The 15,670-nt window shown below is 41.7% G+C and carries 15 protein-coding genes and 1 tRNA gene; 7 read left to right on the top strand and 9 right to left on the bottom strand.

Annotated features, from left to right (window positions below; genetic code table 11):
• Positions 1 to 54 precede the first annotated feature (54 nt).
• The 3 genes from lpxK to CLV57_RS07875 all read left to right on the top strand — a co-directional run bounded on the left by lpxK (position 55) and on the right by CLV57_RS07875 (position 4,046).
• Positions 55 to 1,107 carry a tetraacyldisaccharide 4'-kinase gene (lpxK, locus tag CLV57_RS07885; RefSeq protein WP_100340763.1) on the top strand — a complete coding sequence of 351 codons (1,053 nt, stop codon included), beginning with the start codon at positions 55 to 57 and terminating at the stop codon, positions 1,105 to 1,107.
• Complete coding sequence (locus CLV57_RS07880; RefSeq protein WP_100340762.1) at positions 1,079 to 1,900, top strand: purine-nucleoside phosphorylase; 822 nt, start codon at positions 1,079 to 1,081, stop codon at positions 1,898 to 1,900. Before lpxK ends, CLV57_RS07880 begins: the two co-directional genes overlap by 29 nt.
• A gap of 61 nt (positions 1,901 to 1,961) precedes the next feature.
• Positions 1,962 to 4,046 (top strand): putative porin, encoded by a 2,085-nt coding sequence (locus CLV57_RS07875; protein ID WP_157799098.1) that lies wholly within the window; start codon positions 1,962 to 1,964, stop codon positions 4,044 to 4,046.
• Between the two features lie 99 nt (positions 4,047 to 4,145).
• Here the strand turns inward: CLV57_RS07875 and CLV57_RS07870 are convergent, their stop codons facing one another.
• Both CLV57_RS07870 and CLV57_RS07865 read right to left on the bottom strand, forming a co-directional pair.
• The gene (locus CLV57_RS07870; protein ID WP_100340760.1) at positions 4,146 to 5,408 is read right to left on the bottom strand and encodes an asparagine synthetase B; all 1,263 of its coding nucleotides are present in this window, start codon (positions 5,406 to 5,408) and stop codon (positions 4,146 to 4,148) included.
• Between the two features lie 81 nt (positions 5,409 to 5,489).
• Positions 5,490 to 7,307 carry a MutS-related protein gene (locus CLV57_RS07865; RefSeq protein ID WP_100340759.1) on the bottom strand — a complete coding sequence of 606 codons (1,818 nt, stop codon included), beginning with the start codon at positions 7,305 to 7,307 and terminating at the stop codon, positions 5,490 to 5,492.
• A 43-nt stretch (positions 7,308 to 7,350) separates the two neighbouring features.
• On the opposite strand from CLV57_RS07865, the gene rlmH reads away from it, so the two are divergent.
• The gene (gene rlmH, locus CLV57_RS07860; protein ID WP_100340758.1) at positions 7,351 to 7,821 is read left to right on the top strand and encodes a 23S rRNA (pseudouridine(1915)-N(3))-methyltransferase RlmH; all 471 of its coding nucleotides are present in this window, start codon (positions 7,351 to 7,353) and stop codon (positions 7,819 to 7,821) included.
• Between the two features lie 4 nt (positions 7,822 to 7,825).
• Here rlmH and obgE read toward each other — a convergent pair whose 3' ends face one another.
• The 3 genes from obgE to CLV57_RS07845 form a co-directional block, all read right to left on the bottom strand.
• On the bottom strand, positions 7,826 to 8,827 hold the full coding sequence (gene obgE, locus CLV57_RS07855) for a GTPase ObgE (protein ID WP_100340757.1): 1,002 nt from the start codon (positions 8,825 to 8,827) through the stop codon (positions 7,826 to 7,828).
• Positions 8,828 to 8,955: 128 nt separating this feature from the next.
• Positions 8,956 to 9,528 (bottom strand): adenylate kinase, encoded by a 573-nt coding sequence (locus CLV57_RS07850; RefSeq protein WP_100340756.1) that lies wholly within the window; start codon positions 9,526 to 9,528, stop codon positions 8,956 to 8,958.
• Between the two features lie 56 nt (positions 9,529 to 9,584).
• A tRNA-Arg gene (locus CLV57_RS07845) sits at positions 9,585 to 9,658 on the bottom strand.
• Between the two features lie 196 nt (positions 9,659 to 9,854).
• On the opposite strand from CLV57_RS07845, the gene CLV57_RS07840 reads away from it, so the two are divergent.
• The 3 genes from CLV57_RS07840 to CLV57_RS07830 are packed head-to-tail and all read left to right on the top strand — an operon-like array spanning position 9,855 to position 11,510.
• Positions 9,855 to 10,256: a ribosomal maturation YjgA family protein gene (locus CLV57_RS07840; RefSeq protein ID WP_100340755.1), complete on the top strand. Its 402-nt coding sequence runs from the start codon at positions 9,855 to 9,857 to the stop codon at positions 10,254 to 10,256.
• Positions 10,228 to 10,713 (top strand): hypothetical protein, encoded by a 486-nt coding sequence (locus CLV57_RS07835; protein WP_100340754.1) that lies wholly within the window; start codon positions 10,228 to 10,230, stop codon positions 10,711 to 10,713. The genes CLV57_RS07840 and CLV57_RS07835 overlap by 29 nt, the downstream gene beginning before the upstream one ends.
• Positions 10,710 to 11,510 (top strand): oxygenase MpaB family protein, encoded by an 801-nt coding sequence (locus CLV57_RS07830; RefSeq protein ID WP_100341343.1) that lies wholly within the window; start codon positions 10,710 to 10,712, stop codon positions 11,508 to 11,510. Before CLV57_RS07835 ends, CLV57_RS07830 begins: the two co-directional genes overlap by 4 nt.
• Here the strand turns inward: CLV57_RS07830 and CLV57_RS07825 are convergent.
• From CLV57_RS07825 to CLV57_RS07810, 4 genes are all read right to left on the bottom strand, one after another.
• The gene (locus CLV57_RS07825; RefSeq protein WP_211290035.1) at positions 11,470 to 11,688 is read right to left on the bottom strand and encodes a helix-turn-helix domain-containing protein; all 219 of its coding nucleotides are present in this window, start codon (positions 11,686 to 11,688) and stop codon (positions 11,470 to 11,472) included. The two genes, CLV57_RS07830 and CLV57_RS07825, sit on opposite strands and share 41 nt — an antisense overlap.
• Before the next feature lie 158 nt (positions 11,689 to 11,846).
• Positions 11,847 to 14,141, bottom strand: coding sequence for a DUF7133 domain-containing protein (locus CLV57_RS07820; RefSeq protein WP_100340752.1), 2,295 nt, complete (start codon positions 14,139 to 14,141; stop codon positions 11,847 to 11,849).
• Positions 14,142 to 14,189: 48 nt separating this feature from the next.
• Complete coding sequence (locus CLV57_RS07815; protein WP_100340751.1) at positions 14,190 to 15,005, bottom strand: ThuA domain-containing protein; 816 nt, start codon at positions 15,003 to 15,005, stop codon at positions 14,190 to 14,192.
• Between the two features lie 106 nt (positions 15,006 to 15,111).
• Positions 15,112 to 15,513 carry a c-type cytochrome gene (locus tag CLV57_RS07810; protein WP_100340750.1) on the bottom strand — a complete coding sequence of 134 codons (402 nt, stop codon included), beginning with the start codon at positions 15,511 to 15,513 and terminating at the stop codon, positions 15,112 to 15,114.
• Positions 15,514 to 15,670 lie beyond the last annotated feature (157 nt).

The raw sequence follows: 15,670 nt of genomic DNA, 5'->3' as shown, positions 1-15,670 counted from the left end.
ACTACTATTCACCAGTCAACTAATCTCTAATCAACTATTTGCTATCTTCGCTACATGAAATATCTGCGCCTGCTATTATTTCCTTTTTCGCTTATTTACGGTTTGGTAGTGTTGATGCGCAACTGGTGTTATGATGCCGGTTTGTTGGAGAGCAGATCCTTTAATCTGCCTGTAATATCAGTTGGTAATCTGGAAATTGGTGGTGCCGGTAAAAGCCCAATGACGGAGTACCTCATCAGGTTATTAAAGGACGACTATAAACTGAGCACGCTCAGCAGGGGTTATGGCCGTAAAACCAAAGGTTTTTTAATTGCCAATGACCAGGCAGATGCTACACTTATTGGTGATGAGCCTGCTCAATTCAAACATAAATTTCCGAAGATAACAGTAGCAGTTTGCGAAAAACGCGTTACGGGTATAGAGCATTTAAAAGCTGATCATAACCTTGTAATTTTAGATGATGCTTACCAGCACCGCGCTGTAAAACCAGGATTGAGCATTTTGCTGTTCGACTATCATCAAATAACACACCCTCAGTTTTTGTTGCCTGCCGGCAATTTACGCGAACCCCTTAGCGGGCGCTGGCGCGCGGATGTAATGGTTATCAGCAAATGTCCGGTTGATATAGATGAACAAGCACAGCAAAGCATAGCTGAGAAGCTTAGTCCGCTACCCTACCAAAGCTTGTTTTTTAGTACTATAAAATACCTGCCATCGCAAAATATGGCGGGACATATTTCTAAAGTAATTATAGACGCAGATACAACTATTTTTTTACTTACAGGTATTGCCAATCCTAATCCTTTGGTATTGCATATAAAAAAAACTACGTCGCACGTTATTCATCACAATTATCCCGACCATCACAGCTTTAGCTTAAAAAATATCACTAAACTTGCCAATGATTTCAACGCCTGTGCAACGCAAAAAAAACTGATCATCACAACAGAAAAGGATGCGCAGCGTTTAGCAAATGATGAGTTAAGGCCTTTGATTGACAAACTACCTATATTAGTACAGCCAATAGGCATCAGCTTTTTACAAGATCAGCAAGCGTTTGATCAAATAATTTTAAATTATGTTAGAGAATATACAGCACACCGTTAATTATATAAAACACCGCATTGGCGATTTTGAACCCGAAATAGGAATAATTTTAGGCACCGGCCTTGGAGGTTTGGTGAACGAAATTGAGGTGGAGAAGCAGCTGATGTATTCCAACATTCCCGCTTTCCCCATTTCAACGCTTGAGTTTCATTCGGGCAAATTGATATTTGGTAAATTAGCCGGACAAAAAGTAGTTGCCATGCAAGGGCGTTTGCACTACTATGAAGGCTACAGCATGCAGGAAATCACCTTCCCGGTAAGAGTAATGAAAATGCTGGGTATTAAAACGCTGTTTGTTTCGAACGCCAGCGGCTCCCTAAATCCCGATTTTAAAAAAGGCGATTTGATGGTGATTGAAGACCACATCAACCTTCAACCCGAAAACCCATTAGCAGGAAGGAATGATGAAGACTTCGGTCCGAGATTTCCTGACATGAGCCAGCCCTACCAACGTTCATTGATCAGCAAGGCGCTTGACATTGCTAAGCAAAACAATATCTCCTGCCACAAAGGCGTTTACGTGGCTGTGCCGGGTCCAAATTTAGAAACCCGGGCAGAATACCGTTATCTGCGCATAATTGGCGGCGACGCGGTTGGTATGAGTACAGTGCCCGAAGTTATTGTGGCTAAACATATGAGTTTGCCGGTATTTGCCATATCTGTACTTACTGATGAGGGTTTTGGCGAGGAATTGGAGCCTGTTTCGGTTGAAGAGATAATTGCTGTGGCGCAAGAAGCTGAGCCCAAAATGACGCTGATTTTAAAAGAACTGATTGCAAGTTTAAATGCCTGATAGAAAGCTCGTTTTATTTCTGTTTCTTTGTCTTTTTTGTACTGCTGCATTGGCTCAAAATATGCCACCTTACAACAACGGAGGCTATAACAACGGCGGTTACAATAACAACGGTAATTATAATAATGACCCGCGTTATCGTACTAACAATTTTAATGACACCAGCAGGACCAACAGCGGTAAACCATTAACCACCAGCCAAATGATTGATACGCTGCGCAAACGCGAAAAACAGCGTATGGATTCTGTAATTTTTAATACTCGCTTTATTAAAATAACTAACGAAGCGCTATTACGAGATAGCACTCAACTTTTTCCGTTAGATACCTCGTTAACAGATTTTGAAAACTACAACCCCTTATTTTACGCGCGTAATCCCAAAATAAGTTTAGATGGTACCATGGGCCGTATGGCGCGCCCTTTATTATTTGAACCAAGAAAAACCATTGGTTTTGATGTGGGCCAGTACGGGCTTGAACCGTGGCTATTTACAACTGACGATGTGTATTATTTCAATGCGCGGGTGCCTTATACCCTTTTAACCATGGTGGCAAGTGGTTCAAAAGAACAGTATTTTAAAGCATTTCACACCCAGAACGTAAAGCCTAATTGGAATGTAGGTTTCCATTTAAGTTTCATGGGGTCAAATGGCACATATGCCAACAACCGTATTCTGGGTCAAAATGTAAGTAACTTTACCGGAAACATTTTTAGCTGGTACGAATCAACCAACAAGCGGTACAATTTGTTAAGTACGGTTATATTTAATAACCTCAAATCGCCCGAGACCGGCTCCATACTAAACGAAACTTTATTTACCAGCAGCACCGGTTCATTTGATAAAGGTACCGAGCGCGTGCGCTTACCCAACTCATTTGCCAACTGGCGCCAAACACAGCTGCACATTAAGCAATTTTATTATGTTGGCCGTATTGATACCACTGTTGTAAAAAATAAAAGCGCGGCAAATATTTTACCGACCCAGAGACTATCGCACACCTTGAATATAAGCCAGAATAAATACATTTACCAGCAAGGCGACCAGGATGTTTATCACGTTTTTCCTGATTATTATTTCAGTTCCAACCGAACCAAAGATTCGCTTACGGTAAATCACATTCAAAACGAATTTTCTTACAGCTTTTACCTTAGGGGCAAATCAAACGAATTTGTAAAGAACGAGTTTAAACTGGATGTTGGCCTAACGCACGATCTTTATAACTATAATCAATTTGTAGTAGATACAGTGCTGAACCAGGAGGGAGTAAAAGTGGTGCTGCCTCAAAAACAGCAGCAGGCCAACTTTCAAAACATAACACTTAACGGCCGGGCCAGTTACCGTTTAAGTGATAAGATCAACCTGCAGGCATCAGTAAATCAAATTGTGGTTGGGCGAAATTTTGGCGACTTTCTGTACGATGCAAAACTGCTGCTATCGGGCAATCAAAAAACCGGCAGAATTATCTTAAATGCTTATCAGCAAAGTAGTTCGCCATCACTGGTAGCTACCAGTTGGATAACCAATCATTATATCTTTAATAACAAATTCGCCAATCAAAAAACCACGGCATTATCTTTCAACTATATAAATGATGCTTTAGCTTTTGATGTTAAGGCTGAATATTTTTTATTAAATGATTACATCTATTACGAAGCATCGCCGGGAGGTATTGATGCGCATCCGGTGCAGCTTACCAACCCTGCCAACCTGCTTAAAATAAGCGTAGGCAAAAATATTGAATTTGGTAACTGGCATTTTGATAATTTTGTTGTCTACCAAAAAACAGATTATCAAAAAACCTTACGTGTGCCCGAACTTTATACTTACAGTAGCTTATACCTCAACTCGTTCTTGTTTAAAGTACTAAGAACATCTACAGGGATAACCGTACGTTATAACACGCAATACACAGCGCCATCATACGCGGTTGGCTTAGGGCAGTTTTATAATGGCGCCGATGTTACTTTTGCATCTTACCCTTTCGCCACTGTATTTTTAAAGGCCAACATTAAGAACACCGATCTGCTGGTGATGTATGATTACGCCAACCAGGGCTTATTCAGCAAAGGATATTACACAGTAAACCGCTATCCGCAGTTAGATGCCATGCTGAAATTTGGTGTAAGATGGAATTTTTATCAATAGCGTTTAAGTTCGCAGTTTTGAGTTGGCAGTTGGCAGTAGCTAAGCATATAAACAATCACGACTTGTTCTTATTACCTCCAACTATAAACTGCCAACTGATCACGTTTTCTGCTTTTTCTTTTTAGCAGCCGGGAACAGTACATTATTTAATATAAGCCTGTAACCTGGAGAGTTGGGATGCAGTTTTAAATCCGTTTGTGGTGAACCCGGACTATGCTGATAATCTTCCGGATCATGACCACCGTAAAAAGTCCATTGTCCTTTGCCATACTCCCCGTGAATGTAGCGGGCCTCTCCTTCTGTTTTCAATTCGCCCATAATGGTAACGCCAGGCTTTAACAGCGACTTATCAAAAGCGGTAGCCAGCCCTATAAAACCCTTTATAACGCGTTCATGGTTCTGCGTAAGCATGCTTGGCACTATATCCCACTTAGCCGAAAAATCAAATAGCGTGAAAAAGTCGTTTTGCATGGGCACCCTATTCAGCGTACGCGTATCAATATTACTGAATTTGCGGGCACGCGGCCCTAATTGTAAAGTAAAGTTCTGGAAGGCTAAAGTTTGCGTAAAGTCTAACGCCGCTTGCGCGTTATCGGCAACGGGGTCGCCATCATATTGGTAATCTACTATATCGGTATTATGAGCTGCCAGCGCAATATCAAAGCTATCCGCACCCGAGCACATGGCAAATAAAAAGCCTCCGCCAGCAGTAAACTCTCTTATCCTTTCGGCTACAGCCAGCTTCATTTTTGATACTTTGGCGTAGCCAAACTTCTTGGCCACATCCTCCTGCATTTGCCGGTTGCGCATGTTCCACTCCATATTGCCGAAGCCATTGCCAAACTTGCTAAACTGCCCGGTAAAATCTTCGTGGTGAAGATGCAGCCAATCATATTTTGGCAGATTACCTTCTAAAATACCTTCGTCATAAATATAATCAAAAGGTATTTCGGCATATTTCAACACTAAATCAACAGCATCCTCTAAAGGCCCTTTATCTTTAGGAGAATACACAGCAATGCGGGGAGCTTTCTGCAACTTAACCACATCCATGTTTACTGACGCGTCATTAATAGTAGCCATAATAGCGCTTACGTCGCTGTCGCTTACCACCTCATAGGTAACACCACGTACTTTGCATTCATCCTCTAAACTTTTAGCGTATTTAACCAGAAAGCTACCACCACGATAGTTTAGCAACCAATCAACTTCAAGGTCGGCCTTTAAAACCCAGAAGGCAATACCGTAGGCTTTAAGATGTTCTTTCTGCGCCTCATCCATAGGCATCAATATAGAATTGGCCTTGCCAAGCAGGGGTAATAACAGCAAGGTTAAAACCAAAAACTTTTGGATGCGCCTCATATATATTCAGGTTAAATTGCAGCGAAGATGCTATAACAAATATAACAAACAATATATGAAGCTTTTAGAACAACAAAAGTTTTACAAACCGTCGGCAGTCGTATCAACGTCAATACCTATCTGTTTTAGCAGCAGGCTGGCGTTAAAGGTTTTGCACTCGCCGGGTTTCAGTTTGTAATCAAAAACCATTTGTCCATCGCTTATACGTATGTCGAAGTAGTAATTGCGCACATAGTGAGGGTATTTCTGTTCCAGTTGCGCAATTTGCAGATCGTGCGTTGCTACCATACCCACACCCCTTTTTTTAATTAACTGTTCAATTACGGCTTTTGAGCCAAGGTACTTATCAACCGAGTTGGTTCCGCGCAGCATCTCATCTATTAAAAAGAAAACATTTGGTTCATGCTCAACAGCGGCAAGCAACATCTGTAAGCGGTCAAGCTCAGCTTTGAAGGTTGATGTACTTTCGTTAAGCGAATCCTTGATACGCATATAGCTTACCAAGGTAATTACAGATACACGCATACTTTTGGCGCAAACCGGTGCACCGCTAAGTGCCAAAACGGCGTTGATACCTACCGTGCGTAAAAAAGTACTTTTGCCAGCCATGTTAGAGCCGGTAATGATATCTATTTTGTGCGTATCGTTAAGCTCATAATCGTTCTCTACCCTGCCCGACTTTTTAATGAGCGGGTGTGCCAAAGCTTTTCCCGTTACGGTGTAGCCCTCGCCTTCTGCAATTTCCGGAACTGTCCAGTCGGCGTAGTTGATGCGCAAACCTGCTAAACTATATAGCGCCTCAAATTCAGCTATCACATCAAACGCATCTTCAAGATCCTGGTAATTGTCGCGTTTCCATTTTTCAATGGCGATAACTTGTTTTAGGGCCCACAAAAAGAACACGTTTAATACCAAGTTCACCAACATCACCAGGTTATATCCCAGTTTATGTATAAGCTGCGAAAGCTGTGCTATGTGTTTTGAAGTTTGCTTACTTATAATGCGATTGGCTAATTCCGCCGTCAAGGTACAGCTCCAGTTCTCTTGTTCTATCTTTTCAAAAGCGACAGCATAAGCCGCTAAAGCCTCGCTTATTTTATCTGCAATAAACGATGATTTGACAATGTAACTGCCTTTTGATGATACAATAACCAGATTGGCGGCAGCCAGAAAAAGCGCCACCAATTTAGCAAGGGGACTAAAATAGCTGCCAATCAGCGCGGCGGTCAGTAATATTGGAGCCACCGTAATGTATTTCGACAGCATCCTTTCGCCCGGGATGTTTAACGGGGTTTTAAGATAGCTGAACAACTGCTGAAAACGATTTATATCAGTACCATTAGCAAACAGTAATAAAGTTTGCATTTCAGGCTTCCATTGGCCTTTGCGGGCAATTTCCTCGACAGCTTGCTGGCGCTTTATGATATTGGCTCTGTCTGAGGGGGCGCTTAGCCATGCTGCCAATTTATTATTGCCTAAAGATGTTGCCGCGCGGTTTACCAGGTTGAATAACGATGCAGGCCCAAATATGTCCAGATCAGAAGTATAAAAGTGCTTCTCATTGTTATAGGCAGCGCCATTACTGTAAATATTGGCGCTGTTTGATATGAAGTTGAGCTCGTTATTATAAACTCGCTCCAAATCAGTATAATACTTTCTTTTTTGCTCGTAACCACTTTGGCGTTGAACCAGCCAGGCAAAAACCAATAATAAGATGACAAAGCTAATAGCTATAACCGTAAAATCATTGGTAACTATACCGGCGTATACAGCAATAGCCATTAAAAAAAACACAACCAATCTTAACAATGAGTATTGATCTGACAGTTTTTTGTATCTGCCTGCTTCCTGAGCGGCTGCAGAGGCTTCTTTTTGGTATAGGTTAATTATATCTTCCATAAATAATGAGGCTAAGTAAGCACTTATATTTTAATTTAGCGGCATGAAGATAACAATCCTGGTTATTGGTAAAACAGAAGATGATTATTTAAAACAGGGTATTGATAAATACATTAAACGCCTTAAGCATTACACCAAACTGGAGGTGATTGAATTACCCGAGCTTAAAAACACTAAAGCCTTAAGTCAGGATCAGCAGAAAGCCAGAGAAGCAGAACTTCTGCTCAAAAAAATAAACGCTAATGACCATGTTATTTTATTAGACGAACGCGGTAGCGAGTTCTCGTCCAAACAGTTCGCCGGTTATATTGATAAACGCGGCCATGCCGCTGCCGATCTGGTTTTTATTGTAGGCGGCCCATACGGTTTTGATCAGGATGTTTATAATCGGGCCAACGATAAGCTTTCGCTATCGCGCATGACGTTCTCCCACCAAATGATCCGGCTGTTTTTTGTAGAGCAACTTTACAGGGCTTACACCATTTTAAAAGGCGAGCCCTATCATCACGAATAAGAGATTATTGCTTATTGATCTCGGTCCAGAGCAGATCCTTTAACTGATCTATATTTTTCTGTGCTACTGATGAAATGAATACTGAAGGAAGTTCGGTTGGAATTTCTTTCTTCATTTCCTCCATTAGCTCATCATCCAGCATATCGGCCTTGGTAATGGCCAGTACACGTGGTTTATGCATTAATTCGGGATTGTATTCGTTCAATTCTTTCAGCAATATATCATACTCTTCTTTGATGGTGCGGGCTGTGTCTGCAGGTACCATAAAAAGCAACACAGCGTTGCGTTCAATGTGTTTAAGAAAACGTATACCCAAGCCCTTACCTTTTGAAGCCCCCTCAATAATACCCGGAATATCGGCCATAACAAATGATCGGCCACCGCGGTAAGCCACAATTCCAAGGTTGGGCACCAACGTGGTAAACGCATAATCTGCGATCTCAGGCTTCGCAGCTGATACAACCGAAAGCAGCGTTGATTTACCAGCATTAGGGAAGCCAACTAAACCAACATCGGCAAGTAGTTTAAGTTCTAATACGTTCCACTCTTCTCTACCGGGCTCGCCAGGCTGTGCAAAACGTGGTGTTTGCTGCGTTGGCGATTTAAAATGCCAGTTGCCTAAGCCACCACGGCCGCCATTAGTTAATATGCGCGTTTCACCGTCTTCGTTTATCTCAAATAGAATTTCGCCTGTTTCAGCGTCGCGGGCTATGGTACCCAATGGTACTTCGAGTATCTCATCGCGGCCGGTTTTGCCGGTGCTTGTTGCGCTACCGCCGCTTTCGCCATCGCCGGCAATAACGTGCTTTCTGAATTTAAGATGCAGTAGTGTCCACAGCTGGGCATTACCTTTTACAATAACATGGCCTCCGCGGCCTCCATCGCCACCATCAGGTCCGCCCATAGAGGTATGTTTGTCGCGGTGTAAATGCGCAGAGCCGGCCCCACCCTTACCGGAGCGGCAGCATATTTTTACGTAGTCAACAAAATTTGAACCTTGAGACATTTTGATAGTTGTTAGTCCGGAAGTCGGAAAAGTCCGAAAGTCCGGCAAATCAGAAAGTATAAAATTAACAAGTCGGCAAATCCAAAGTTACAACAACTTTCGGACTTGCCGACTTACCGACTTTCGGACTAATATGCAGCTATTATAGCGTCAATAGCAGCAGCTATTTCTTCTATTGAGCCAATACCGTTAATACCGGTAAATTTATTCTGAGCTTTGTAGTATTCAGCAACCGGTGTGGTTTTATCATTATATTCTTTAATTCTTTTGCGGATGATCTCCGGGTTAGCATCATCCGGGCGACCTGAATCTTTACCTCTTAATAACAGGCGTTTTTCCAACTCGTCGTCGTTAACTTCAAGGGCTATCATACCGGTTATTGATGATTGTTTGCTATCCAATAACACATCCAAAGCTTCAGCCTGAGCGGTAGTGCGCGGGAAGCCGTCAAAAATGAATCCTTTGGCATCTCTGTTAGCATCAAGTTTATTACTGATCATACCAATAACCACCGAATCAGGAACTAAAAGCCCCTCATCCATTACTTTTTTAGCTTCCAATCCTAAACTTGTTCCTTGCGAGATCTCGCCGCGTAGCAGATCGCCTGTTGAAAGATGGATCAAGCCATATTTTTCAATAAGTTTTTGAGATTGGGTGCCTTTACCAGCCCCGGGAGGGCCAAACAATACTAAATTGAGCATGCTTTTAAAAAATTAAAAGCCTTTCTTAGGTTGATTCAGAAAGGCTTTGTTCTCAGTGCACTTGTAGGGATTCGAACCCCAAACCTTCTCATCCGTAGTGAGATGCTCTATCCAATTGAGCTACAAGTGCCAATATTTTATTTTTCCGATAAGAAAAGGTAAGTATTTCCCTTTTTTTACGGACTGCAAAGATAGAATATCTTTTTAATCTTCGATAAAAAAATTAAAAAAATACGCTCACCTTCCGCTAAACAGCTGATGTAAAGTCGAATTTATTTTGGAGATAAGATTGTTATTCATTTACTTTGCAAAAAAAAGTACTTTTTATGTATTTCAACATCCGCTATTTTCTTCTGTCCGTTATACTGTTTTTAACCGAAGCTTATATTGCCACTTATGTGCACGACGCTTTTATAAGGCCATTTTTTGGCGATTTATTGGTAGTCATACTCATTTATTGTGCAGTTAAAGCATTTATCAATATGCCTGTGGTTAAAGTTACACTACTGGTTCTGGCCTTTGCTTACTCAATTGAGCTTTCGCAGTATTTTCATATTGTACAAACACTCGGTTTAGAGCACTCTAAAATAGCAACCACAATCATCGGCAGTTATTTTTCTTTTATAGATATTCTTATGTATACCGCAGGGGCTGTAGCAATTATCGCTACAGAAAAAACAGCACAAAAACTTAAACGCCATGAAACAGTTACAGAACAACAGGCTTAACAAACGCATCAAATTGTGTATTTGGACAATAATAATCGGCCTGTTTTTAAGCGGAATAACAGCCTTCCCTATTGAAACACAATTAACGTGGTTTCTAAAACATCAGCCGGAGCTTAACCCAACTTTAAGCTTGTGGCTTAACAAAGTGTATACAGGGGTAAAAAACACCAACAACCAATACCCGTTTATAAGTTATGGAACAGACTGGCTGGCCTTTGCCCACGTTATGCTGGCCGTGTTATTTATAGGGCCGCTTATTAACCCTGTGCGTAATATCTGGGTAGTGCAATTCGGTATTATAGCTGCATTGGCTATCTTCCCGTTAGCTTTTATTGCAGGCAGTATAAGGAGCATACCTTTCTTTTGGCAATGTATTGACTGCTCTTTCGGCGTAGTAACTTTGGCGATATTATTGCCTTGCTATAAATGGATAAAACAACTGGAGGCAACAGCATGAAAACCTTTGTAGACGAAAACTCTATTGTGCGAAAAATATGGGGACGGGCAGATACCAGCTTGTTTATTTTTGCCGGTGCCGCTGCCGAGTTTGCTCTCAACAAAGCTGTTGACTGGCTTTATTTTACAGGGAGACTACCGGCAGATCCGCTGGGCAGGCTATTTTCAACAATTACCTATTCAAGAGTAATACTTTTTGCTGATGAAGTATCGGCACTAAAAGCAATTGATAAAATAACTGCTATTCACTCCGGAGTTGAGCAAAATCGTGGTGCCACCATACCCGATTGGGCTTACCGGGATGTTTTGTTTATGCTGATAGACCATAGCATACGGTCGTTCGAATTGCTTGAAAGGCCGCTGGCTACAGAGGAGAAAGAAGAAATTTTTGATGTTTTTAACCGCATGGCTGTTAGAATGCAAATTAGCGGTTTACCAAAAAATTTGAATGAGTGGGAAGGCATGCGCAGTGAGGCATTGCTATTAAACATGGCATATAGTAATTACACCGCTGATCTTTACCGACAATACAAAAAGCATTTAGGATGGTTCAGATACCTTATTGTATTGCAGATACAATATTTGCTAACGCCAAAGCATGTAAACAACTTACTCAATTTAAAGCAAAAATTTTGGATAAAACCAGCTATGGGCTTGTACAAACTGCTACGACGGCTGCACCTTGACAGCTTTTTGCGCGACGCGCTTTTGCCGTTAAACTATAAAGAACAAGTGCGCAGTTTAGACAAACCTCAAATTATGCAACAGCATTTACAACCCTCGGCTGCAATAAAGTAAATACATCAACATTGAGTATGCGTGCAATTTCAAAAAGCCGCTCAACCGTTATACGTGTATAGCCTAACTCTATTTTGCTGTACCCATTTTGACCTATGCCCAATTTCATGGCCATGTACTCCTGCGAGTACCCCAGGTGCTCACGTGTGGATCGGATATTATATATTAAGTGCTCCATTTCAAACTCCATTACAACCTTACATACGCAATTAAAGTTTGTATGATTTTACAAAATCATAATATTTTTTATTAACAATAATATATTGCTCGTAAATAATAAAGGCCCCGCTAAAAAAGCAGGGCCTTATATTATATTCCGTTTATTTAGTTAACAGACTATCTTGGCGGGCCACCGGGTCCAAATCTGCTACGCAGTACAGGTTTGATAGTATCCAGCTCAGCCATTGTGTAAATAGCTGTTCTGCTTGCTGTAGCTTTTCTAACAGTAGCAACATCTTCAGGCATAACTACAGAGCCTTTGTTACCAAAGTCGCTGCGGATGTAGCTCAATACAGATGCGATGTACTCATCATCGTTACCTCCTAAAGCAGGCATAGCATCCGGATAGGTAGTGCCGCGGATAGGGCCTGTTAAGCCATGTAGCAATACACGGATCAACTTTTCAGGACCGAAAGCGTTAACATCAGGGTTACCGGCTAATGCTGGCGCTGTAGAGGTTGTGCCACCTATAATAACACCTTTACCGTCGCTACCATGGCAGGTAAAGCAAAGTTGCTTATAAATAACCTGACCCTGACCTACTAATTTAGCAGACTGTGCATTAAGCGCTGCCTGACGGGCGGCTTGCTCAGCTTTTTGTCTTAGCTTGTCTTCATATGATGTTTGCGACAGCGCCAACATTGGATCATTTGGGTATTTTTTGATCAGGTCTGTAATGATCTGTTTTGATTTATCTGAATTTACAAAACGCATGGTCAATAACAATTGGTAACGCACGTCAGCATCCGGATCGTTCATCAGCGTAGCTAACTGGTCAATAGCTTTCGGATCAGTCTTCATCATGTCCTCACCTATCCAGGCAACAGTTTTACGTACACGGGCATCGTTATCTTTCATAGCGGCTGTCCATGTAGCGTTATCTAATGAGCCCATACCGTTCAGCGTCCATAAAGCGTGGATGCGGGTTAAGTGGTTAGCGCCAGGATCAAGCGCCATTTTTTGCAGCGTTGGAACAACTGATTTATCGTTACGGATAACCAGTAATTTTTGCGCTTCGTCTCTCCACCAGCCATTGCTCACGTTAGTTAAATGTTGCACTAACTGTGCGCTTGTTTCTTTGTATAAATTGAATTTCTTTTTGAAATCAGGTTTGTACTCGTCATGTACCAAACGGAAGATACGGCCACGGCCAATATTTTTTTGCAAGCCTTTGTCTTCAATTTTACCGCGAAGGAATGAACCTTTTCTTGTCCAATTACTTTCCTGAATAATACCATGGTACATATCAACAATGTAAAGGCTTCCATCAGGACCGGTAGCTGTATTAACCGGGCGGAAGTTGATATCTGTTGAAGCAATAAACTCTTGTTTATCATAAGCGTTGCGCAGGGTAATTTTACCATTGGTATTGGTAACCTTAGCACGACGGATGATACGACCAACCGGCTCAGGAATCAACAAATCTCCGTAAAGATCTTTAGGCAACATGTTGCCGCGGTAAATTGACTGGCCGGCAACAGCTGTAAAGTGATTCAAAGTACTATCGCCTGAACGTAAGCGGATTGGACCGCCCTGAACGTCGGGAGTAGTTACAATTGGCCATACCGCCTGAAAGTCTTCATCAAACTGATCTTTCGGATCTAATTGTCCGTAATGAACATTTTGCTGGAAAGCACGGGCAGGAACTTCTGCACCTGCGTTTGAGTAAAATAAACGACCATAATCATCGTGTGTTAAACCCCACTGTGGTGGAACACCTTCAGCAATTTCCTCGCCTATAACTTTCTCGCCTTGTAGCGTAAAACGAACCGGATCATAAGACACATACATGCGGTTATCAAGATTCCAGATCAAACCGCTTTTTTGGTGTTCAAGGTTGTTATTGTTACCAACTGTTGGGCTGGTGTAAACAACAGTTTTCTTGTCAGACACACCGTCGCCATCAGTATCCTGGAAACAAAATACATCGTTTGTCCAGGTTAAGTTAACTAAAAGGCGACCATTATCTAACGGTTGTAACGTTCTTGGCATTACAATGTTATCAACGTAAACGGTCATTTTGTCCATTACACCGTCGCCATTGGTATCTTCCAATAATTTAATTTTACATTTCTCGTCGCGTTGGCCTGTACCATCAGCGTCAAGCATGTAAGTGTTCATTTCTGCAACATACATTCTTCCGGCACCGTCCCACGCAATTGCAACAGGCTGGCTAACCATAGGCTCAGATGCTACCAGTTGCAAATGATATCCTTTTGGAAGATAAATATGTTTTATTTCTTCTTCCGGTGATTTTGGGGTTGGATCAGGGTGCATATTTACTTTGATCCGGCCTGCGGCATCGCGCTCAACAGGGTACTGCGTCACACTTTTTTGAGACGACTTACAGGTATAAAAAGCCACTGCAGATACGCAGGCTATACCTAAAAGCCACTTGTTGTTATTTTTCATTTATTACAGGTTATATTTAGTTTTTGATTTTAGTATTCGGGGTGAAAACTACATTTTTTTGCGGCCCATGGCATATTCAATACCGGCCAGCAGGTGCTGCAGGAACAATGGCTCCTGGAAAGAGGCATCAGTATGACCCAAAGCAGTGTAAAATGCACGGCCACCATCATAGTCATGCCACCATGCTAACGGGTGATCGGCACCCATTTTAGCCTGAGGACTTCTGCCATAAACTTCAGGCGCAGCTGAAGATTCATCTAACTTTAACAATACATGCACATCCTGGGGCATAGCTCTAAAAGCATACCACTCATCTTTACGTTCCCAACGAGCAGGCAACATTTTGGTAGCTGCAGAAGTACGGTCAACAACATCAATTGTAGCTGTAGGTGTACCCATTGGATGCGCCTTAAAGTAAGCGCCAACCATTTTACCATACCATTGCCAATCATACTCACCATCAGAAGCAGCATGAATACCTACGTAACCGCCGCCATGTTGAATAAAAGAAGTGAATGCTGCTTTTTGTGCATCATCAAAAATATGTGCACCGGTAGTACTTACCAATATAACGGCGGCGTATTGTTTTAGGTTTTCTGGTGTAAATTTTCCTGCATCGCTGGTAGTGTCGGCAACAAAGTTGTTCTCGGTACCCAGCTTCATAATAGCTATGGCTCCGGGAATACGTGAAGCGTGTGCATACGCTTTCCTTCCGTTGTTATCCACGCCTATTTTGGTGAATACCAATACTTTTTTTGATTTGGATGAGCCGGTGCGGCTGCTTGAGCATGACACTGCAAACGTTGTAGCAGCAACTAACGCAATGCCTATAAAAGCTTTTGAATACTTAGTAAAAATTCTCATGTAGGGTTGGTTTTATATTGGTTTTGTTTTTCTTTATAGCACAGCACAAGGCTCTCTATAAAACTAAAAAGCTCCACCTGTTTAAAGGTAGAGCTTTTTGGCTGATTTATTTAAGCGACAATATGTATTGTACCATCTTTTTTACATCGGCAGCTGCCAGTTGCGGGTGCGGAGACATTGGCACCTGGCCCCAGTTACCAGAACCACCGGCAATGATCTTTTTAACCAGCATATCTACGTTAGCATCTGTAGCCGGATATTTTGCTGCTACGTCTTTGTAAGCAGGGCCTACCAGTTTAGTATCTTCTTTATGGCAAGCTAAACAATCAGATTTTGACAAAGCCTGTTTACCAATTACCAGATCTGCAGCACTTGGTTTAGTAGCAGCAGCTTTGGTAACGGTGGTTGTTTTTTTAACCGTGGTTGTTTTTTTGGTGGTTTGACCAAACGAGTTATTAGCAACAAGTGTTGCAAGTATAAATCCTGTTAATAAGATAGTCCTCTTCATTTTCCTTTTAGATATGTATAATTTATTTATTGCTTATTTTATTTAACACCCAAAACCAACTTCACTTCAACTCAACAAATTTAACCAATGTAACCTCAAAAGCAAGATTGGGGCATAGTTCAGAAAGTTTCTAAATTTCTTGTTTTTTGACTTTAGA

Origin of the sequence: Mucilaginibacter auburnensis, assembly GCF_002797815.1 — a bacterium.
Lineage (GTDB): Bacteria > Bacteroidota > Bacteroidia > Sphingobacteriales > Sphingobacteriaceae > Mucilaginibacter > Mucilaginibacter auburnensis.
This window is presented reverse-complemented; position numbering and strand designations above follow the sequence as displayed.